18 protein-coding genes are annotated in these 20,806 nt (G+C 43.5%); 14 read left to right on the plus strand and 4 right to left on the minus strand.

Annotation, left to right across the window (positions count from 1 at the left end; translation table 11 throughout):
- The gene (hutI, locus tag FKN08_RS03440) at positions 1-1,251 is read right to left on the minus strand and encodes an imidazolonepropionase (RefSeq protein WP_005395887.1); all 1,251 of its coding nucleotides are present in this window, start codon (positions 1,249-1,251) and stop codon (positions 1-3) included.
- A 128-nt stretch (positions 1,252-1,379) separates the two neighbouring features.
- Positions 1,380-2,087 carry a histidine utilization repressor gene (gene hutC, locus FKN08_RS03445; protein ID WP_005395889.1) on the minus strand — a complete coding sequence of 236 codons (708 nt, stop codon included), beginning with the start codon at positions 2,085-2,087 and terminating at the stop codon, positions 1,380-1,382.
- A gap of 247 nt (positions 2,088-2,334) precedes the next feature.
- Here hutC and FKN08_RS03450 point away from each other — a divergent pair, with 247 nt between their 5' ends.
- Positions 2,335-3,078 carry a sporulation protein gene (locus tag FKN08_RS03450; RefSeq protein ID WP_005385491.1) on the plus strand — a complete coding sequence of 248 codons (744 nt, stop codon included), beginning with the start codon at positions 2,335-2,337 and terminating at the stop codon, positions 3,076-3,078.
- Between the two features lie 6 nt (positions 3,079-3,084).
- Here FKN08_RS03450 and FKN08_RS03455 read toward each other — a convergent pair whose 3' ends face one another.
- On the minus strand, positions 3,085-4,062 hold the full coding sequence (locus FKN08_RS03455) for a DUF3187 family protein (protein ID WP_006743321.1): 978 nt from the start codon (positions 4,060-4,062) through the stop codon (positions 3,085-3,087).
- A gap of 410 nt (positions 4,063-4,472) precedes the next feature.
- On the opposite strand from FKN08_RS03455, the gene thrS reads away from it, so the two are divergent.
- The 12 genes from thrS to pheT all read left to right on the plus strand — a co-directional run bounded on the left by thrS (position 4,473) and on the right by pheT (position 18,837).
- The gene (thrS, locus tag FKN08_RS03460; protein WP_005395892.1) at positions 4,473-6,401 is read left to right on the plus strand and encodes a threonine--tRNA ligase; all 1,929 of its coding nucleotides are present in this window, start codon (positions 4,473-4,475) and stop codon (positions 6,399-6,401) included.
- 3 nt (positions 6,402-6,404) lie between these two features.
- Complete coding sequence (gene infC, locus FKN08_RS03465) at positions 6,405-6,956, plus strand: translation initiation factor IF-3 (RefSeq protein ID WP_074191168.1); 552 nt, start codon at positions 6,405-6,407, stop codon at positions 6,954-6,956.
- 121 nt (positions 6,957-7,077) lie between these two features.
- Positions 7,078-7,272, plus strand: a complete 195-nt coding sequence (gene rpmI, locus FKN08_RS03470; protein WP_005377932.1) for a 50S ribosomal protein L35 — start codon at positions 7,078-7,080, stop codon at positions 7,270-7,272.
- 40 nt (positions 7,273-7,312) lie between these two features.
- Positions 7,313-7,666 carry a 50S ribosomal protein L20 gene (gene rplT, locus FKN08_RS03475; RefSeq protein WP_004727974.1) on the plus strand — a complete coding sequence of 118 codons (354 nt, stop codon included), beginning with the start codon at positions 7,313-7,315 and terminating at the stop codon, positions 7,664-7,666.
- Positions 7,667-7,856: 190 nt separating this feature from the next.
- Entirely contained in the window at positions 7,857-8,174 is a 318-nt protein-coding gene (locus tag FKN08_RS03480) for a heavy metal-binding domain-containing protein (protein ID WP_005377919.1), read from the plus strand.
- A gap of 354 nt (positions 8,175-8,528) precedes the next feature.
- Entirely contained in the window at positions 8,529-9,338 is an 810-nt protein-coding gene (locus tag FKN08_RS03485; protein ID WP_046874836.1) for a helix-turn-helix domain-containing protein, read from the plus strand.
- 489 nt (positions 9,339-9,827) lie between these two features.
- On the plus strand, positions 9,828-10,616 hold the full coding sequence (locus FKN08_RS03490; protein ID WP_005395898.1) for a TetR/AcrR family transcriptional regulator: 789 nt from the start codon (positions 9,828-9,830) through the stop codon (positions 10,614-10,616).
- A 246-nt stretch (positions 10,617-10,862) separates the two neighbouring features.
- Positions 10,863-13,241, plus strand: a complete 2,379-nt coding sequence (locus FKN08_RS03495) for an MMPL family transporter (RefSeq protein ID WP_170891353.1) — start codon at positions 10,863-10,865, stop codon at positions 13,239-13,241.
- 18 nt (positions 13,242-13,259) lie between these two features.
- Positions 13,260-14,051, plus strand: coding sequence for an outer membrane lipoprotein-sorting protein (locus FKN08_RS03500; RefSeq protein ID WP_170891354.1), 792 nt, complete (start codon positions 13,260-13,262; stop codon positions 14,049-14,051).
- A 10-nt stretch (positions 14,052-14,061) separates the two neighbouring features.
- A complete protein-coding gene (locus FKN08_RS03505) occupies positions 14,062-15,237 on the plus strand; it encodes a hypothetical protein (protein ID WP_170891355.1) in 1,176 nt (391 codons plus the stop codon).
- A 192-nt stretch (positions 15,238-15,429) separates the two neighbouring features.
- Positions 15,430-16,413 (plus strand): phenylalanine--tRNA ligase subunit alpha, encoded by a 984-nt coding sequence (pheS, locus tag FKN08_RS03510; RefSeq protein ID WP_005385470.1) that lies wholly within the window; start codon positions 15,430-15,432, stop codon positions 16,411-16,413.
- An 18-nt stretch (positions 16,414-16,431) separates the two neighbouring features.
- Positions 16,432-18,837 (plus strand): phenylalanine--tRNA ligase subunit beta, encoded by a 2,406-nt coding sequence (gene pheT / locus FKN08_RS03515; RefSeq protein ID WP_170891356.1) that lies wholly within the window; start codon positions 16,432-16,434, stop codon positions 18,835-18,837.
- Positions 18,838-19,053: 216 nt separating this feature from the next.
- On the opposite strand, the gene FKN08_RS03520 is transcribed toward pheT, so the two are convergent.
- A complete protein-coding gene (locus FKN08_RS03520; RefSeq protein WP_006741656.1) occupies positions 19,054-19,935 on the minus strand; it encodes an AEC family transporter in 882 nt (293 codons plus the stop codon).
- 533 nt (positions 19,936-20,468) lie between these two features.
- On the opposite strand from FKN08_RS03520, the gene ihfA reads away from it, so the two are divergent.
- A complete protein-coding gene (ihfA, locus tag FKN08_RS03525) occupies positions 20,469-20,765 on the plus strand; it encodes an integration host factor subunit alpha (RefSeq protein WP_005377899.1) in 297 nt (98 codons plus the stop codon).
- The last annotated feature ends 41 nt before the right edge of the window (positions 20,766-20,806 follow it).

Consider the following 20,806-nt stretch of genomic DNA (forward strand, 5'->3'; position numbering starts at 1 on the left):
TTATTGGCCTCCGTGTGAAATGTATTCACCATTTACTATACGACCTACCAGACGTTTTGCTCCGACTTGATAGCTTAAATCTGCAGGGCTTTCGATATCCCAGATAGAGAAGTCCGCATCAAACCCTACTTTGATTTCGCCACGTGAATTTTGATAACCCAGAGCTTTGGCTGCATGTTGCGTTACACCACGCAGTGCTTCTTGCGGTGTAAGGCGAAATAGTGTGCACGCCATATTCAGCATGAGTGTGAGATCAGAAAACGGTGATGTACCTGGGTTGACGTCCGTAGCAATTGCCATCGGCACGTTATGCTCTCTCAACAACTCAATCGGTGGTAACTGAGTTTCTCTTAGAAAATAAAAAGCGCCAGGCAATAGAGTGGCGACAGTGTTTGATCGAGCAAGTGCTTTAACACCTTGCTCATCTAAAAACTCGATGTGATCCGCTGACAGACCGTTGTATTGCGCAGTGAGGGCTGTACCACCGAGATTCGAAAGTTGCTCTGTATGCCCTTTAACCTTTAAGCCGTGGCGTTTTGCAGCTACAAACACTTTTTCTGTTTGTTCAAGATTGAAACCAATCGATTCACAAAAAACATCGACACTTGTGGCTAATTCTTCCTTTGCGACAACAGGGATTATGTCCTGACAAATGTGCTCAATATAATCATCTGCACGGCCTTGGAACTCTGGCGGAATGGCGTGAGCGGCGAGAAGTGTAGTGGTGATTTTAACTTTACGCTCTTGTTCAAGCATTTTGGCTGCACGGAGCATTTTTACTTCATCATTCAGTGTCAATCCGTAGCCTGATTTCACTTCGACAGAAGTGACGCCGCTCGCGAGTAGCCCGTCTAAACGTGGCAACGCTAACTCAACTAATTGCGCTTCGGTTGCTGAACGCGTCGCATGCACCGTTGAAAGTATCCCACCGCCTTGTTTGGAAATTTCTTGATATGGTACGCCGTTTAAGCGCATTTCAAATTCGTTGGCACGATTGCCCGCATAAATAAGATGAGTGTGGCAGTCGATCAAACCTGGCAGAACTAACTTGCCTTGAAGGTCGATACTCTGAGCGTAATGTTGGGCAGACAGCAGAGACTCGGTTTGCGGTTCGTCTTCACCAATTGCACAGGTGCTGATCGCAACGATTTTTCCAGATTGAATGCCAATACGAGCAGGAGACGTTGGCAGATAACCGCGCTCTCCCGGTTGCATGGTGACCAGACGTGCGTTTTCAATCAGCAAATCCATGTTTGTGTCCCTGTGTTTATTTGTATCATTAAATGTATATACAAATAAATAGAGCAAAATAAGAACACTGACAAGATTGATGTTGCTAAAATGTGATCAAACGTAGATCTATAGGACCAATCTTGTCATTAAATGAGCACTTTTGAGCTCAGCTTATATTTGTTACCAGGGTGATAAAGTAGGGCGGTACTGACTAACTTATCTTGGCTCCACGTTCTGCGATTCAAGAGAAGGCAAGGCTCATTGGCTTGCATTTTTAAGTCTTGCTTAATACGGCCGTCAGGCACAATTGCCTCTACGGTATGTTCAATAGCGCTGAGTGGGCAATTATCTGACAGGTATTGATTCGGAGTGATTTGTGTGAAGTCTTGATTTAAATAACTCGGGGCATATTGGCTGTTCACCCAGCGGAGTTCCAATTGAATAGGCGTTTGGTCTTCATAGTGAATGATTTCACTGTAAAACACCGTTGTGCCAAGCATGACGCCGAGTTTTGTCGCAATGCTGTCATCTGCTTTTATGGCAACTTGTTTGAGCACTTTACTGCTATATTGTCGCCCTCGGTCGCTGACTTCTTCGGCAATGTTTCGAATGTCTAACAGAGGAGATTCTGACTTTTCACCAGGATCACACACAAACGTACCTAAGCGGGGACGACGTTGTAATCGGCCCTCATTAACTAAGTCCCGAATTGCTTTGTTCACTGTCATTCTACTGACACCAAATTGCTCGGTAAGCTCAATCTCTGTGGCGATACGATGACCGACTATCCACTCTCCGGAATCAATTTTATCGAGGATAAATTGTTTGATTTGAATGTAGAGTGGTGCAGACATAATGATTCCCTTTTATTTGACTATACAAATACTGCTTAATTTAGGTACAAATTGCAAACATTTCTCGACGAATGCACCACTTAGTGACAGAACAATCCTATTGTGGGGCTGAATAATTCTTGCTGCTGAGTATTATTTGGATTGATGATGGAATTCGAACATTTTCTTGTGGTCTATTGCTTGCAGAGTATAAAACAATTGTGTAAACAAACGATTATTAGAAGAAAAGTCGCTAAAAAGGAAAAACATGTTTAAAAAATTGAAAGCATCACTGGGGATCGGTTCTGCAAAAGTAGATACGATTTTAGACGAAATGAGCGTGTTTCAAGGAGCGACGCTGAAAGGGCATGTTCATATCAAAGGCGGAGACGTTGAACAACAAATTGATGCTATTACGATTAAATTGAACACAGAGATGAAAGTCGAAGTGGATGATAGCGTAAGTTACCAAACGTTCACTATTGATCAGCTGAAGGCGGTAGACCCCTTTGTGATTCAACCTAATGAAGAGAAGCAGGTTCCGTTTGAGTTAAAACTGCATGATGAAACGCCAATTACGGCGGTTAGCGCACTTAAGAATCAATGCCATGTTTGGGTTGAAACGACGTTAGATATTGATTTTGCGATTGACCCGCGTGACCGTGACTATATTGAAGTGAAACCACTACCAGTAGCATCTCGGGTTATTCAAGCGATCGAGCAAGCTGGCTTCACTATGGTTAAAGCCGATGTTGAAAAAGGCTTTTTGCGCGGTGGCTCGTTTGCTTCTCGCTCTGGAATTTATCAAGAGCTAGAGTTCCGAAATAACGGCTTTATCTCATCAAAAGAAATTGAGCTTTCTTTTATTCTGGAAGGGCAGGTCATGCATTGTTTGGCGGAGATTGACCGTTCGCTCAGCTTGGCTGGTGACCAATATCGCTCGTTTACGTTGCCGATCAATGCAACTGATGCTCAAGTCGCTGCCGCGGTTGCACCAACGCTAAATCTATAGTTCTCATCAACTTGATGAGAATATGTACCGATATCCTATTGTGAAAGCGATATCGGTACTGTTATCCATGTTTCGTGCGTTCTCTACGGCTAAAAACTCAAGCGCGGAGTTTTCCATTAGATATCGATAGCCTAATACCAGTTCATTAGAGGCATCAGCAAACTCTGCGGGTCCTTCTGTTGAGCCTTGATACCAATGGTATTCAAACATCAGGTGGTGGTGATCTTCCAACGCATAACGGTACCCAGCTGCAACGGCAATCGTATTATGCCGATAGGGTAGATCCAGTAAGGCGCGATCATCTGAGCGAAAAGTTATGCCAACCATCGAGTAAAATGCATGGGCGTCACTCAAATAACTGTAATTTACTTGGAAACCTTGCTCGAAATTACTGCCTTGAAAAGTCCCGTGAGCAACATCATTAAAATATAAGCTGCCACCAATAGATAGGCCGTGATGTTCATTCTGAAACACTTGATATTGCAAATAAGTAGATAAGTTATTGGCAAGCGTTTGTCCTTCGAAATCATCTTCTAGCACATCATATTGCGGCATTGAAATGTAAAAACGATCTCTGTCTACTTTGTCTCGGCCATTCTGTCCGATACCGAAAAGGTTATGGAAGCTTTTAGTCAGTCCATCTAAATGGTTATCAGCGGCAAAAACCCACCGATAATTGAGTTCCCATTGCCAACGGCTATTGATTTGCCACTTGCTGCCAATTTCGATTTGGTTGTGGTAATAATCCAGTGCGTATTCATCAGTATGAGCCCAAACACTAGCCACGGTTCCTGAGCCATAGGTTTCGACAAAGTCAGAGGGAAGGCTATGTCCTGAGCGCAGTATATTGGTATGGCTAACCACTTGCATCGGAGATTGTGCGTAAGAACGTAGCGGCCCATACAGGTCATCTGATGCCATGGCTGGTACACAGCATATCGAAATGCTTAGAAGCCCCATAAAGCGCGATTTGAAATAGATCATGATGAACACCTACATGCAAACTACTCAATAAAACAACTATATACCTAAATTGCACTTTGAGGTGGAACTAGGTGTGCTGGGTCCTGTGTTGGTTAATATGTATCAGGAACTATTATACCAGTTGTGTATTCAAGTTCTATTGGGAGGGGGTAACTCCGTTTACAAATGATGTGAGCCCTTAAGAACAATCATCAGATTGTCGTGACGGGGCCTGAGGTTAAGTTCTTATGATAAAACAAAATCGCGCTTTGCAATCTAAATGTGAGCTAGGTACAATCCCATTTTCGATAACGGTCCGGTATTCGTGTTACCGAGAGGCCTTTATTGACTCTCAACTATTTTCAACAAATAGCTTCTAATTTGAATAACATGTGTTGCTTGGTGTGCAACACCACTGTAAAGGACATAGCATGCCTATTATTACTCTTCCTGACGGCAGTCAGCGTCAATTTGACAACCCAGTTTCTACTATGGAAGTTGCGCAATCGATCGGTCCTGGTCTTGCAAAAGCAACGATCGCTGGTCGTGTAAACGGTAACCGCGTTGATGCGTGTGACCTAATTGAAGAAGACGCAAGCCTTGAAATCATCACAGTAAAAGATGAAGTAGACGGTTTAGAAATCGTTCGTCACTCTTGTGCTCACCTTCTTGGTCACGCTCTTAAGCAGCTTTACCCACAAGCTAAAATGGCGATTGGTCCGACCATCGACAACGGCTTCTACTACGATATCGATCTAGATGAGTCTCTAACGCAAGAAGATCTTGAAAAGATTGAAAAGCGTATGAAAGAGCTAGCGAAAACCAAGTACGAAGTTGTTAAGAAAAAAGTAAGCTGGCAGGAAGCGCGTGATACGTTTGAATCACGTGGCGAACCATACAAAGTGGAAATCCTAGACGAAAACGTATCTCGTGATGATCGTCCAGGTCTTTACCACCATGAAGAATACATCGACATGTGTCGTGGTCCTCACGTTCCTAACATGAGCTTCTGTCAACACTTCACTCTATTGAATGTGGCAGGTGCTTACTGGCGTGGTAACAGCGACAACAAAATGCTTCAACGTATCTACGGTACGGCTTTCCACGACAAGAAAGCACTGAAAGCACATCTAACTCGCCTAGAAGAAGCAGCGAAGCGTGACCACCGTAAGATTGGTAAGCAACTAGACCTATTCCACATGCAGCAAGAAGCACCGGGTATGGTGTTCTGGCATCACAATGGTTGGTCTATCTTCCGTGATCTAGAAGTATTCATCCGCGCTAAGCTAGATGAGTACGGTTACCAAGAAGTAAAAGGTCCGCTAATGATGGACCGTGTTCTTTGGGAACGCTCTGGCCACTGGGATAAATACGCTGATGCAATGTTTACAACTTCTTCTGAGAACCGTGAATACGCGATTAAGCCAATGAACTGTCCAGGTCACGTACAGATCTTCAACCAAGGTCTAAAATCGTACCGTGATCTACCATTACGTATGGCAGAGTTCGGCTCATGTCACCGTAACGAACCATCTGGTGCACTACACGGCATTATGCGTGTACGTGGCTTTACTCAGGATGATGCTCACATTTTCTGTACTGAGAGCCAAATCCAAGAAGAAGTAACAAACTGCATCAAGATGGTGTACGATACGTACCAAACGTTTGGTTTCGACAACATCGTAGTGAAACTGTCTACTCGTCCAGAGAAACGTGTAGGTTCAGATGAAATCTGGGATCAATCTGAAGAAGCATTGAAGCAGTCTCTTGAATCGATGGATATCCCATACGAAATTCAAGAAGGTGAGGGTGCGTTCTACGGCCCTAAGATTGAGTTCACACTATATGATTGTCTAGACCGCGCTTGGCAGTGTGGTACTGTCCAGCTAGACTTCAACCTACCAGGTCGCCTAGGCGCTACTTATGTAGGTGAAAATAACGAACGTCTTGTACCGGTAATGATTCACCGTGCGATTCTAGGTTCACTAGAGCGCTTCATTGGTATCCTTATCGAAGAATATGCTGGTTTCTTCCCAACTTGGTTGGCGCCAGAACAAGCAGTTCTTATGAACATTACTGATAAACAGTCAGGTTATGTTCAAGAAATAGTACAAAAACTACAAAAAAGTGGAATTAGAGCTAAAGCGGACTTGAGAAATGAGAAGATTGGCTTTAAAATCCGCGAACATACTTTGAAGCGTGTACCGTATATGCTTGTTGTTGGTGACCAAGAAATGGAAGCTGGCGAAATTGCAGTACGTACTCGTAAAGGTAAAGATCTTGGTAAATTTAAAGTGGATGATTTTATTGCATACATCCAAGACGAGATCTCTAGCCGTAAGCTCAATCTGGAGGAATAAGCTATTAAAGGCGGAAGACGTGGCCAACAGCCGGTAAAACAAAACCCGCACCGTATCAACGGTGAAATTCGTGGTATTCGTGAAGTTCGACTAACAGGCGCTGACGGTGAATCAGTTGGTGTTGTATCGATTCAAGAAGCCATTGCAGCTGCTGAAGAAGCTGGTATGGATCTCGTTGAGATCAGTCCTAACGCCGAGCCACCTGTTTGTCGTGTGATGGACTATGGTAAGTTCCTCTTCGAGAAGAGCAAAACTGCTAAAGAGCAGAAGAAGAAGCAAAAGCAGGTCCAGATCAAGGAAGTAAAATTCCGTCCTGGAACTGATATTGGAGACTATCAGGTAAAACTACGCAACCTGACGCGTTTCCTTGAAGAAGGCAACAAAGTGAAGGTAACAATTCGCTTCCGTGGCCGAGAGATGGCACACCAAGACATCGGTGTTGACGTTCTAAATCGTCTTAAGGAAGATACTGCAGAACTTGCTGTGGTTGAATCTTTCCCTAAGAAGATTGAAGGTCGCCAGATGATCATGGTGCTAGCCCCTAAAAAGAAGTAATTAACGGCTCATCAAGTAATTAAAACCTAGCCGCTTTCCTTTCGATAAAGGCATAACGGCTGGGTTTTGTTCGCCCTAATTACGTTGTTTATTAAACCTACTCAATGCGGAGTTATTCATCATGCCTAAGATGAAAACCAACAAAGGTGCTGCTAAGCGTTTTAAGAAAACTGCTGGTGGTATTAAGTACAAGCACGCTACAAAACGTCACATCCTGACTAAGCGTACTACTAAGAACAAGCGTCAACTACGTCCGAATGCAATCCTTCCAAAATGTGAAGTGGCTGCAGTAATCCGTATGTTGCCATACGCTTAATTCTTTTTAGTTATCAATCGTTTAGTTTAGGAGAAGCATAATGCCTCGCGTAAAACGTGGTGTACAAGCTCGTGCACGTCATAAGAAAGTTCTAAAACAAGCTAAAGGTTACTACGGTGCGCGTTCACGCGTTTACCGCGTAGCTTTCCAAGCAGTTACTAAAGCTGGTCAATACGCTTACCGTGACCGTCGCGCTAAGAAACGTCAATTCCGTCAACTATGGATTGCACGTATCAATGCGGCATCTCGTCAAAATGGTCTATCTTACAGCCGTTTCATCAACGGTCTTAAGAAAGCATCTATCGAGATCGACCGTAAGATCCTTGCGGACATCGCAGTATTCGACAAAGCTGCATTTGCAGTTCTAGTTGAAAAAGCGAAAGCTGCTCTTTAATTAGCAGTTTAGGATTAAGAGAAGGAGAGCATTAGCTCTCCTTTTTTATTGCTAAAATATATACCCAAATATTTTTCAGTTTTGCCATTCAGAATCTTGTCTATCAGTCTTCCCGATTTGATTAGTGATCACTGCTCTGTTGGTAATAAAATGGCTTGGGTATATATTTTACGTTTATAAGGGACTAAAAATGATCTACACAACGACAGAAAGCATTCCGGGCAAGCAGATCTCTGAAATAAGAGGGGTTGTAACTGGTAATGTTGTTCAATCAAAACACATCGGTCGTGACCTCATGGCGGGTATCAAAAGCATTGTTGGCGGTGAAATTCGCGGTTACACGGAAATGATGACCGACGCGCGTGATATAGCTATACAGCGCATGGTAGCAGACGCTGAATCTAAAGGTGCCGATGCAATTGTAGGGATTCGATTTACCACAAGCTCAATCGTAGATGGTTCTTCGGAAATTTTGGCATTTGGTACTGCAGTGAAACTGGCGGACTAATATACGAGGAAAAGCGTTGCTAGGGATGGTGAATTTTTATTCATTTTTCGTTTTTTCTTTTTAGGTTAATTATTCTAGATTTTCGCAGAGCGAATAGGCTTATATTCTTAACTTTACGTTACTATTAAAATTAATCCTAATAATTTAGAGTAATTGCTTCACTTTTGTTTTGTGTATCATTTTATATTCATAATGAAATTGAATTCATATTAAATTTTCCATTTATCGTGTGAATTTTGATTTCGATATATTAATTCATGTTTTTCTTATAAAAATATGAACTTATACCTTGCCAAGCGGTTCTAAATTGTTACAAATACTATACAGCTGTAACATTGCCAAAAGGAATTGTAGATGAGAGATCTGACTCCCGAATACTTGCTAGCCGCATTACGCCAAGCGATTAAAACAAAAGGGCTAACATATCGAGAGCTATCTGAGAAAATGGGCATGCCGCTGTCCACTTTTAAGAGACACTTAACAAGCACAAATCTCGCTTTGGATAAACTGCTTGAATATTGTAGAGCTGTTGATTGCACGTTAGATGAACTACAAAAGCTTGCAAATCAATTACAAGGCGAAGACGAGGATTACTTTAGCCGTACGCAAGATGAAGTCTTTTTTCAATTTCCCCATCTTTACGATTTTTATCGTGAATTGAGAATGCTGCGAGGCAAAGATGGATATTCCATTTTAAAGAAAAAGTATGATTTGTCTGAGCAGAGCATGTCTGATTACCTAAAAGCTTTGGAGTTATTGGATCTTGTTTACGTTGATGAAGATAAAAATATAACGTTGCACGGGCCGTTATATTACAGCTATGCAGAAAACTCCAAGCTCAATGATAAATATACGGAAATCATAAAAGAACAGACAACAACCCACGATAAATGCGTTCGTGTGGCTTTGGCACGCATGAAAATTACCGAAGAGCAGCTTTTGCAATTGGAAGATCAAGTCGCAAAAACGGTTATAGATTTTCATTCCCAAAATGTTGTGGCAGAGAACTTCAACGTCTCTGATTTTACTAATATTGTTCTACTTGCAGGGCCACATCAACCAGTCACATTCTCTGATGGAATTATCGAGACAGAAGGGCGATTTATTGACGATATTCGTTATGCCATTGCATCTGCAGGTGATAAACCAAGCCTCTCGATTTAGAAATTCAGTCTTTTACTTAAAGAGAATCGCTTTCTCACTATGTTATTGAGTTTTGCAGCTCTAATATTGAAAGGAAGCAGTAAAAGAAAAGCCCAAGACAGAGCACACTATTGTAAATAGAGCATCTATCAGTTGCTGTTTTGAATCCAAACTTTAAGTGTTTTGGGCTTTTTTGAATAACATCATTTCAATATCACTCGTTGTCCAATTTTTAAGGTTCTGATTTTTGGGGTTATGTCCCCGCACTCCACTCTAGCCTTTCCTTACAATCAAATCATTCTCGCTGAACCAAGCATCTTGATGTTACTTGGTTATATATAATTAAAACTTATTTTTCGGTTAGCTATAAATTCACACTTGCAATGTTTGTTTTTTGATCTATTATGACGAAGTGTCATTTATGACGGTTCGTCAAATTTAGTGGCGTTCCTGTATTCAAGAATCGTGTTACAATTATTGGGAGTGTGTTGGTATACGGATCAAAGGATTATGTTTAACTTTCGCTGTAAAAAAGATAGCAAGCAAGACGGATGTCGTACGTCTTCAGGGCTAACTAAAAAACAACAGGCGATTGCTGATCGTGAAATAGAGCTTATTCAATTGGCTAAGTCTCTGGTTCAAGAGCAAGGCTTTGCCAACTTAACGATGGACAAGCTCACAGCGGCAAGCCCTTACTCGAAGGGAACGATCTACAATCATTTTTGCAGCAAAGAAGATGTGATTCTTGCGCTTTGTATTCACTCGCTGAGAAGCGAAGCAATATTTTTCGAACGTACCGCTAAGTTCAATGGCAATACCAGAGAAAAAATCATTGCTATGCATGTAGGTTATCGTATTTACGCTCGTATGGAGCCTGTACTATCAACCTGTGCGATTGTTGCAAAGACGCCTTGGGTCCTAGAGAAAGCTTCGCCTAAGCGTGTGAATGAATTGAACAACTTAGAAGAACAAGTAATAGATGGTGCTGATGCGTTGGTGAATAATGCGGTGGAATGTGGAGACCTTAAGTTCTCTCCCGCAATTGGTTCTGATGCCATCGTATTTGCTAACTGGTCTATTGCCTTCGGTTCAAACGCTCTAGCGCAAAATGCATCGAACAGTCGATGTATTCAGCGAATTCAAGATCCATTCTCAGTACTGCATAACGCGAATATGTTACTTGATGGTTTAGGGTGGTCACCTTTATCGACAGAGTGGGATTACCGTAAAACGTGGCGTCGAGTGGAACAGGAATTGTTCAGCGAAGAGCTTGCTTATTTAGAGTCTGTGAATCGCTAATCGTTATAGAGGCCATCTAATATTTTAGTTGGCTTTTTTATTACACCATTGTGACGAATCGTCAAAAAAATTAGAGATTGGTACTCAAGTTACCGATCTCGAGAAGTATAGGAAGTTACTCAAAAACTAACTTATATAACCAAATAAATTCGATCTGACTTTTATATGTTGAAGTTATCTGGTTATCACAGCATTCGCTGTTTTTTAGTTTTTAAATTTGACGAAACGTCACAAAAGGAGAGTGTGATGCCACATCACAACGTTCAACAACAAGCCCGAATCGGCTGGGTAAAGCTACCAACGAATTACAGTGTGTTGGTTGTGCTTGCTACCGTTTTATTGATTGTTATAGCAACTATTGGAGGAAAAAATCTTTACTTTAGAGGGGATTACGACATCTTTTTTGATGGAACAAATGAGCAGTTACTTGCGTTTGATGAAATTCAGACTACCTTTGCAAAATCTGACAGTCTTGCTTTGGTCATAGCGCCAAAAAGTGGCACTGTTTTTACTCCTAACACCTTATCTCTTATTCAGCAGATCACTGACGAGGCGTGGCAAGTCCCATACTCCACTCGTGTTGATTCCCTTGCCAACTACCAGCATACCGAAGCGTTTGAAGATGATCTTCTTGTCGAAGATTTACTGTATAGCGAATATGAATTGACGCCTCAGCGAATCGAGAAAGTCAAAAGTATTGCGTTGAGTGAGCCGGTTTTGAAAAGTTCACTGATTTCCGAAAAAGGGGATGTCACGGTCGTGAATATTACGGTCCAACTCCCTGAGGTCGATAAAACCGCTGAAGTACAAGAAGTGGTTGTCTACATAAACGGAATGATTGAGCGTTATCAGCAAGTGTACCCGGACACTGAGTTCCACAAAGCCGGTATTATTGCAATGAACTACGCGTTTATGACCGCAGCTCAAGATGACAGCGCGACGCTAGTGCCGACCATGCTACTAGTGATATTGGTTTTCCTGACTCTCATGTTGCGCTCATTGCTTAGCGTCATCGCGACACTCATCGTTATTATCGGCTCAGTTATGGTGACAATGGGATTATCAGGATGGGCTGGTATGTTCTTAAGCACGGCGACAGTTAATGTGCCTACCTTGGTGATGACGCTTGCCGTCGCCGACTGTGTACACATTATAGCGACGATGCGTCAGTCTATGCAAAACGGCTTTAGTAAAGCCCATTCTATTGAACGAAGTATTGCGCTCAATTTCATGCCCATCCTGATTACCTCCATTACCACCGCGATCGGCTTTTTAATGATGAATATGTCGGATTCTCCAATCCTGAGAGATTTCGGCAACCTATCAGCCCTTGGCGTCATGATTGCTTGTTTCCTTTCCATCACATTACTTCCGGCGTTACTTCATATCCTTCCTGTTAGGGTGAAGTCAGACACTGCTGATGAAAGAAAGCACTTTATGGATCACTTAGGGGATTTCGTGGTGTCAAAGCGACATGCGTTATTGCCGTTGTCGGTGCTTGTTATTGTCGCGAGTGCGAGTTTGATTCCGCTGAACAAAGTCAACGATGAATCCGTCGAGTACTTTGGTCATAGCAATGAATTTCGTCGAGCGGCTGATTTTATGGAAGAGCGAATCAGTGGCATGGCGAACATCAGTATCGCGATAAAAACTAACGAATCGCAGGGTATTGCGGATCCTAATTTTCTCAATACCGTGGGTAAATTTACTGACTGGCTAAGGTTGCAGCCAGAAACGGACCATGTTGCGACCTTGAGCGATGTTTATAAGCGTCTAAACAAGAACATGCATGGAGATGATCAGGCTTATTACTCGCTCCCTCAAGACAGAGAATTAGCGGCTCAATATCTGCTGCTTTATGAAATGTCACTACCGTATGGCTTAGATTTGAACAACCAAATCAATGTTGATAAGTCGTCAATCAAGATGGTTCTCACTGTGGAGAACTTGGGCAGCGTCGAGCTTGTTGATTTGGAAAATCGTATTTACCAATGGTTTAACGAAAACGCGCCTCAGTATGATGTTGTTGCTTCTAGTCCATCACTGATGTTTGCGCATATTGGCGAAACGAATATGGCTAGCATGCTGTCAACCTTGCCTATCACTCTGGTCTTAATTTCGGCATTACTGATCTTTGCCTTACGCTCGTTCAAGCTCGGTTTAATCAGCCTGGTCCCGAATATCGCCCCTGCGCTTATTGGTTTTGGTATTTGGGCGTTGGTTTCTGGTGAAATTAATTTGGGGTTGTCTGTTGTTGTGACGTTGACGCTTGGCGTTGTGGTTGATGATGCCGTTCATTTTCTCTCTAAATACCAACACGCTCGTAAAGATGGCCATAGCGCGGAACAAGCGGTTCGTTACGCTTTTCGCACCGTGGGGCGCGCGCTTTGGATTACGACTGTCGTGCTTGTTGCTGGTTTCTCCGTTCTGGCGATGTCGAGCTTCCGCTTAAATGCCGATATGGGGCAGTTGAGTGCCATTGTTATCTTCATTGCTCTTGTTGTGGATTTCATCTTTCTACCGACTCTACTGATGTTGTTTGACAAAGGCGTCTACGACGAGGTGGACCGCCGAAACAAGCTTAAATCAACTGACTCTCAAACCACGGCTGTTATTCAGTCATAACGAATCAAAGGATTGAACATGAATTTACTAAAAAATGCCTTAAAAGTATCTGCACTTTCTGTCTCGCTTTTTATGAGTCATGCGGTGTTAGCGGATGAAGCGAAAGGATTAGAAATTGCTCAAGAGCGCAAAGCCCGTGATGAAGGGTGGGGGGATTCTGTTGCTACTATGAAAATGATTCTGCGGAACGCACAAGGAGAAAGCAGCACACGTTTAATGCGCCTCCAATCACTCGAAGTTGAGGACGATGGTGATAAAGGACTCACAATATTTGATGAACCAAGAGATGTGAAAGGCACCGCGTTTCTCAACCACTCTCATACAGTGGGTGCCGATGACCAGTGGCTTTACCTTCCAGCACTGAAGCGTGTGAAACGTATTTCCTCGCGTAACAAATCAGGCCCTTTTATGGGTAGTGAATTTGCGTATGAGGATCTCAGTTCTTTTGAGATCGAAAAGTATCGTTTCAATTACTTAAAAGATGACACCATAAACGGGCAAGATGTTTTCGTCGTAGAGCAAATTCCGACCGATAAGAACTCAGGTTATACCAAGCAAACGGTGTGGTTAGATAAAGCGCATTACCGCCCACTGAAAGTTGAGTTTTACGATCGCAAAGGGTCGTTGTTAAAAACGCTTTCTTTTTCCGGTTACAAGCAGTACCTCAACCAATATTGGCGAGCGCACACTATGGCGATGACAAACCATCAAACAGGAAAAAGCACTGAGCTAACAACAAGTGAAATGCGCTTTAACACTGGGCTAGAAGACAATGATTTTCATAAGAATGTGTTAAAGCGAGTGAGGTAGTGGAGAAGAAATGAACCGATCAAATGTTGGGTTGTTGCTTAGCGCAGCAACCTCTCTTTACTCGATGCCTCTTGCCGCCGTTGAGCTTGCAGGGCAAGTCAATATTGAGCATCGTCAGTTTTTTGAAACTGGCTCTCAGGGTCAGAGCAAAGCGCAAACGTCATTGGTTTTGCAGCCAGAATTTTACTGGGAGATGCAAAATGGTGATGCGAGCTTTACCCTCACACCTTTCTATCGTTTGGATAGCCTAGACGATGAGCGAAGTCATGGAGACGTAAGAGAGGCGCTTTATCTGACTTATTGGGATGATTATGAGCTTCGAGTTGGGATTAGTAAGGTCTTTTGGGGAGTGACGGAATCCGCCCATTTGGTTGATGTAGTAAACCAGACAGACGCCATTGAAGCCGTCGATGGTGAAGATAAACTCGGTCAGCCGATGTTGCATTTTACCTCATTCAAAGATTGGGGCACTGTCCATGCAATGTTATTACCTTACTTTAGGGAACGAACGTTTGCGGGTACTGACGGGCGCTTGCGAACCGAACCTGTTGTCTCAGATGATGCTATCTATGAATCAAGCAGAGAAGAAAAGCAGGTAGATGTGGCTTTTCGATATTCGAAAATGCTTGGCGATTGGGACGTAGGCCTGAGCTATTTATATGGAACAAACCGGGATCCTTACTTTCGTTTTGAGTACGGGGAATTAAAGCCTTACTACGCTCTGATGAGTCATGTCGGTCTCGATGTACAAGGAATCGTTGGCGATTGGTTATGGAAGCTGGAAAGTGTTTATCGAGATAGTGCTGATAATCATGTCGGTCTTGTGACGGGATTTGAGTACACCTTCGTTGGCGCATTTGACACGGTTTGGGATGTGGGTGTGATTGGTGAGTACCTCTACGACAGTCGTGGGAATAACGCACAAACTATCGGTCAAAATGATGTGTTTGCAGGCATTCGTTGGGCGCTCAACGACGAGGACGGAACGGAAGTGTTGACGGGAATCACAAAGGATTTAGATAACGCCGATGTTTACAATGCCAAGTTAGAAGCCTCGAGCCGAATATCGAATAACTTTAAGTGGCAAATTGATGCTTGGTTGTTCCAAAATGAAACGCCAAACGATTTGCTCTATTTCGCCCGAGATGACGATTTTATCGAGCTATCTATTCAATACTATTTCTAAAACACAAAGGGCACAACTTAACGGCAGATTAATGAAAGATGACATTTTTGACGTTTTTGTGCTCTTTTTATTCAATAACCTCTTCTTTTCGTAATTCAATTTGGCATTGGTGCCCGGTTTGGCTACTATGTACAGCTATCAAAAAACCAATCACTCCCTTATGGACACTACCAACAGGTAGATGAGGAAACGATGCAACATCTAGAAGAGATCATTGCTAGCGCGAGCACTGCAATTGAAGCTGCCGAATCGCTAGTCGCACTTGATGAAGTGCGTGTTCAGTATCTGGGTAAAAAAGGTGAGCTAACTGCTCAACTTCAAAGCCTAGGCAAACTACCACCAGAAGAACGCCGTGAAGCTGGTCAAGAGATCAACAAAGCGAAAGGCGTCGTTCAGCAAGCTATCGCAGCTCGTAAAGACGCACTACAACGTGCAGAGCTTGAAGCGAAACTAGCAGCAGAAACAATCGACGTAACACTACCAGGTCGTCGTATTGAGAACGGTGGTTTACACCCAGTAACTCGTACTGTAGAGCGTATTGAGAAGTTCTTTGGCGAACTTGGTTTTAACACCGAAGCTGGCCCAGAGATCGAAGATGCATTCCACAACTTTGATGCGCTAAATATTGCCGCTGATCACCCTGCTCGTACTGATCACGATACTTTCTTCTTCAACCCAGATTTGATGCTTCGTACTCATACGTCAGGCGTACAGATCCGTACGATGGAAAATGGTAAACCACCATTCCGTTTCATCGCTCCGGGCCGTGTATACCGTAACGACTACGACCAAACGCATACGCCAATGTTCCACCAAGTGGAAGGTATGCTGGTTGATGAGAACGTAAATTTTGCACAGTTGAAAGGCATCCTGCACGATTTCCTATGTAACTTCTTCGAAGAAGAAGTAGAAGTACGTTTCCGTCCATCTTACTTCCCATTCACTGAACCTTCAGCTGAAGTAGACGTGAAAGGCAAAAACGGTAAATGGTTAGAAGTACTAGGCTGCGGTATGGTTCACCCGAACGTACTACGTAGCGTAGGCATCGATCCTGAAAAATACTCTGGTTTCGCATTCGGTATGGGTGTTGAGCGTCTAACGATGCTTCGTTACGGCGTGAACGATCTACGTGCGTTCTTCGAAAACGATCTTCGTTTCCTAAAACAGTTCAAGTAATCCAGAGGGTTCATCAACATGAAATTCAGCGAATCATGGCTTCGTGAGTGGGTAAACCCAGCGGTTACTACTGACGAACTCACTCATCAAATTACAATGGCCGGCCTAGAGGTAGACGACGTTCTTCCTGTAGCGGGTTCTTTCACTGGCGTTAAAGTGGGTCACGTTGTTGAATGTGGTCAACACCCAGACGCAGACAAACTTCGCGTTACTAAAGTAGATGTAGGCGAAGAAGAGCTTCTAGACATCGTTTGTGGCGCACCTAACTGTCGCCAAGGTCTGAAAGTAGCGGTAGCAACAGTTGGTGCTGTTCTTCCAGGCGATTTCAAAATTAAAAAAGCGAAACTACGTGGCCAGCCATCTCACGGCATGCTTTGTTCGTTCACTGAACTAGGCATTGATGTTGAGTCAGACGGCATCATGGAACTAGCAGAAGACGCAGTAATCGGTACTGATTTCCGTGAATTTCTAGGTCTAGATGACGTAACGGTAGACGTAGATCTAACAGCAAACCGCGCTGACTGTTTCAGCATCCGTGGTTTAGCTCGTGAAGTTGGCGTACTAAACCGTGCTGACGTGACTGAGCCATCAGTAGAAGCAGTTGCGCCTTCAATCGACGATAAAGTGTCTATTGAAGTGAAAGCGCCAGCAGCGTGTCCACGTTACCTGGGTCGTGTGGTTAAGAACGTAAACGTTCAAGCTGAAACGCCACTATGGATGCAAGAGAAACTGCGTCGTTGTGGTATTCGCTCTATCGACCCTGTAGTAGACATCACTAACTACGTGCTTCTAGAGCAAGGTCAACCAATGCACGCATTCGATCTATCGAAGATCGACGGCGGCATCGTAGTTCGTATGGCTGAGCAAGGTGAGAAGCTAACACTTCTTGACGGCAGCGAAGCAGAACTAAACGCAGATACGTTAGTTGTAGCTGACCACAACAAAGCACTTGCAATCGCAGGTATCTTTGGTGGTGAAGAGTCTGGTGTAACAACCGAGACTAAAGACGTTCTACTAGAGTGTGCATTCTTTGCACCTGACCACATCCGTGGTCGCGCTCGTAGCTACGGTCTTCACACTGATTCTTCAATGCGTTTCGAGCGTGGTGTGGATTACGCACTGCAAGTGAGCGCAATGGAGCGTGCAACTCAGCTTCTTGTTGAAATTTGTGGCGGTGAAGTAGCACCTGTTGTTGCAGTAGAGTCTGAAGCAGACCTACCTAAGCCAAACAAAGTTGCTCTACGTCGTACGAAGCTAGACAACCTACTAGGTCACCACATTGCTGATGCTGACGTAGTAGAAATCCTAGAGCGCCTAGGTTTGACTGTTGAAGCTTCAGAAGAAGGTTGGGTGGCAGTAGCGCCAACATGGCGTTTCGATATTGCTATCGAGCAAGACCTGATTGAAGAAGTTGGCCGTATCTACGGTTACGACAACATTCCTAACCAACACCCAGCTGCAGCACTTAAGATGCACAACCACGTTGAAGCGGATCTTCCACTGAAACGCGTTCGTGATCTTCTTGTTGACCGTGGTTACCACGAAGCAATTACATACAGCTTCGTTGAGCCTGAGCAACAAAAGCTAGTTGTACCTGGTGTTGAGCCTCTAGTGCTTCCAAACCCAATTTCAGCAGACATGTCAGCAATGCGTCTTGGTCTTATCCAAGGGCTGTTGAACACGGTTGTTCACAACCAGAAACGTCAACAGCCACGCGTTCGTCTATTCGAATACGGCCTACGTTTCATCCCATGTGAATCTGCAGAAAACGGCATGTGCCAAGAGCCTATGCTTGCAGGTGTTATTGCTGGTACTCGTGGTGAAGAGCACTGGGATATCGAAACTAACACTGTTGATTTCTTCGACCTTAAAGGCGACCTAGAAGCAGTTCTAGAGCTATCTGCGAACGAAAAAGCGTACTCTTTCGCTGCACTGTCACCTGAAAGCAAAAAAGCTAACCCAGCACTTCACCCAGGTCAATCTGCGGCAATCATCGTAGATGGCAAAGAAGTGGGCGTGATCGGTACCGTTCACCCTGAGCTTGAGCGTAAGTTCGGTCTAAACGGTCGTACTATCGTATTCGAAATCGAATGGTCTGCAATCAACAGTAAAGTGATCCCAGAAGCGGTTCAGCTTTCTAAATTCCCATCAAACCGTCGTGATATCGCTGTAGTTGTGGACGAAGCGGTAGCATCTGGTGACATCGTTAATGCTTGTTTAGAGCAAGGTGGCGAGTTCCTTAAAGATGCGAAGCTGTTCGACGTTTACGTAGGTAAAGGCGTTGAAGAAGGTAAGAAGAGCCTAGCAATCGCTCTGACTCTACAGTCAGTTGAGCGTACGCTTGAAGATGCAGATATAGCTGGTGCGGTTGACGCTATCGTTGCTCACGTTTCTGAGAAGTTTGGTGCGTCTCTACGTGACTAAGCGTTAGACGAACTATCTCTCTTAAGAAACTAAAAACCCTGTCAAATCGGCAGGGTTTTTTATGTTGAGCATTATCTTATTGTGATTCACGTACTAGGCCGTTTACGTCACCTCCAACAACCTCAAAAATCTGAACCAAACTCGAGGTAACGCTTAATCGAGACTTGGCATATATCGTTTTTCCGCCAACAGACGCTAACGCAAGTTTATTGGCAGCTAGGCGGCGAGTGAGAGGGTATAGCTAAGCAGAAGTGGGAGCGTAAGAATACTGAAAAAGTTGCCAAATAGTACCATTGACGCCACTTTCATGGGCTCTATATTCAGCCTTTCCGCAAATAGGTAATTCATGACGGCTGGTGGCAGCATTGTGAAGAGTACCATCATTTGCAATTGCATCGTTGGAAGGGGAATTAACCAATAAATAAGTGCAAATGCAACCGCCCCAGTTGCAAGCGACTGCACGGTACACAATACACCAACCTTTAAACCGTCCACTCTTAAATGACACATTTGCGCCCCTAGGGATAAAAGCATCACGGGTACTGCCGCTTGCCCAAGTAGAGCAGTCGTTTCGTATAAAGGTGCCCATGCCCCTACATTTGACACGTTGAGAAACAGAGCCAACGACGCAGCTAAAAAGATTGGCATCTTGACTATTTGCTTAAAAGGGTTGCCATGACTAAGTAGCATTACACCTAAACTAATGTGCAAGCATGCTGACACGACAAATAGCAGTACTGCTGAGGATAGCGCAATTTCTCCAAACGTATAGGTAAACAAAGGAATAGCAAGGTTTCCGCTATTGCGAAACATATGTGGTGGTGCCCAGGTTTTAAACGACAGTGACGTCAATCGACATACAGGGATCATGAGTATTGCGGGAACCAAAACCGCGACAATTGCTGCAAAAAGGAGTGGTCCCTGATTCGAGTCTAACGGCATGCTAACGAGCGAAGAAAACACCAGCGCAGGTGTGAAAACCTCAATGTTAATGCGGTTGATTGGACGAAAGTCAGGCTTGATGTAACGACCTACCAAATAGCCGACGCCGACAAGAGCAAAAACAGGGAAAAGAATATTTATGATTTGATTAATCATGGTCGCCTAGATGAAGTGTAAGGAGCTAATGTGGAGATACATGAAGAACCACATTATCAACCTTTATATATTGCGTCATCGCTGAACAGTGAGAAGCGTGGGTTTAATCAAGCTTTCTAAGCACAGTTGCAAAGCCAGGTGGTCATACCATTTAGTTCAATTGTTACGTATCGAGTTACATACAAATCACTGAATTTACGACAAGTTCTATGTCAAGTGTCTGTTAAATAACCAATCTCTGATATTTTTATTAAATAGTGATTAATGTTGATATTTTAACTACTTTTAGTTTTATCAGCTGGATGTTTTTCCTATTAAAGAGAAAACAAAAACAAAAATATCAAAATGTTGGCGTTTAACAATAATTTACATAGTGCTATTCCTTTTGTTCGCCAAGAAAAAAGTTGGCGAAAATCATAAGCTTGTCATACACTTCCTGATGTAACCCCGATATGTTGTTGAATTGGTAGGGTAAAACTGCTCTGGCGCTACACTAACGTAGCATTGTTTAACATAGCTTTGAGGAAAGTTTTATGGCGCTCACAAAAGCCGAACTGGCAGAAAACCTGTTTGATAAATTAGGATTTAGTAAGCGGGACGCCAAGGAAACGGTGGAAGTGTTCTTTGAAGAGATTCGTAAGGCACTGGAAAGTGGCGAACAGGTAAAACTGTCAGGTTTTGGTAACTTTGATCTTCGTGACAAGAATGAACGACCTGGTCGTAACCCGAAAACCGGTGAAGATATTCCAATTACTGCTCGACGTGTAGTGACTTTTCGCCCGGGTCAGAAGTTAAAAGCTCGTGTAGAAAACCTGAAGAAAGTACAGTAAGCCGAATAAATGGATCACGCTAAGGCGTGGTCTTTTTTTTT

It is taken from the genome of Vibrio sp. 1-2 (7-a) (assembly GCF_013048515.1).
Lineage (GTDB): Bacteria > Pseudomonadota > Gammaproteobacteria > Enterobacterales > Vibrionaceae > Vibrio > Vibrio diabolicus.

Coding starts and splice junctions, on each gene's coding strand:
- rplT (WP_004727974.1), top strand. CDS start 7,313: ATGCCTCGCGTAAAACGTGGTGTACAAGCTCGTGCACGTCATAAGAAA.
- FKN08_RS03505 (WP_170891355.1), top strand. CDS start 14,062: ATGAACCGATCAAATGTTGGGTTGTTGCTTAGCGCAGCAACCTCTCTT.
- hutC (WP_005395889.1), bottom strand. CDS start 2,087: ATGTCTGCACCACTCTACATTCAAATCAAACAATTTATCCTCGATAAA.
- rpmI (WP_005377932.1), top strand. CDS start 7,078: ATGCCTAAGATGAAAACCAACAAAGGTGCTGCTAAGCGTTTTAAGAAA.
- FKN08_RS03520 (WP_006741656.1), bottom strand. CDS start 19,935: ATGATTAATCAAATCATAAATATTCTTTTCCCTGTTTTTGCTCTTGTC.
- FKN08_RS03455 (WP_006743321.1), bottom strand. CDS start 4,062: ATGATCTATTTCAAATCGCGCTTTATGGGGCTTCTAAGCATTTCGATA.
- thrS (WP_005395892.1), top strand. CDS start 4,473: ATGCCTATTATTACTCTTCCTGACGGCAGTCAGCGTCAATTTGACAAC.
- FKN08_RS03450 (WP_005385491.1), top strand. CDS start 2,335: ATGTTTAAAAAATTGAAAGCATCACTGGGGATCGGTTCTGCAAAAGTA.
- FKN08_RS03480 (WP_005377919.1), top strand. CDS start 7,857: ATGATCTACACAACGACAGAAAGCATTCCGGGCAAGCAGATCTCTGAA.
- pheS (WP_005385470.1), top strand. CDS start 15,430: ATGCAACATCTAGAAGAGATCATTGCTAGCGCGAGCACTGCAATTGAA.
- hutI (WP_005395887.1), bottom strand. CDS start 1,251: ATGGATTTGCTGATTGAAAACGCACGTCTGGTCACCATGCAACCGGGA.
- FKN08_RS03495 (WP_170891353.1), top strand. CDS start 10,863: ATGCCACATCACAACGTTCAACAACAAGCCCGAATCGGCTGGGTAAAG.
- FKN08_RS03500 (WP_170891354.1), top strand. CDS start 13,260: ATGAATTTACTAAAAAATGCCTTAAAAGTATCTGCACTTTCTGTCTCG.
- ihfA (WP_005377899.1), top strand. CDS start 20,469: ATGGCGCTCACAAAAGCCGAACTGGCAGAAAACCTGTTTGATAAATTA.
- FKN08_RS03490 (WP_005395898.1), top strand. CDS start 9,828: ATGTTTAACTTTCGCTGTAAAAAAGATAGCAAGCAAGACGGATGTCGT.
- FKN08_RS03485 (WP_046874836.1), top strand. CDS start 8,529: ATGAGAGATCTGACTCCCGAATACTTGCTAGCCGCATTACGCCAAGCG.
- pheT (WP_170891356.1), top strand. CDS start 16,432: ATGAAATTCAGCGAATCATGGCTTCGTGAGTGGGTAAACCCAGCGGTT.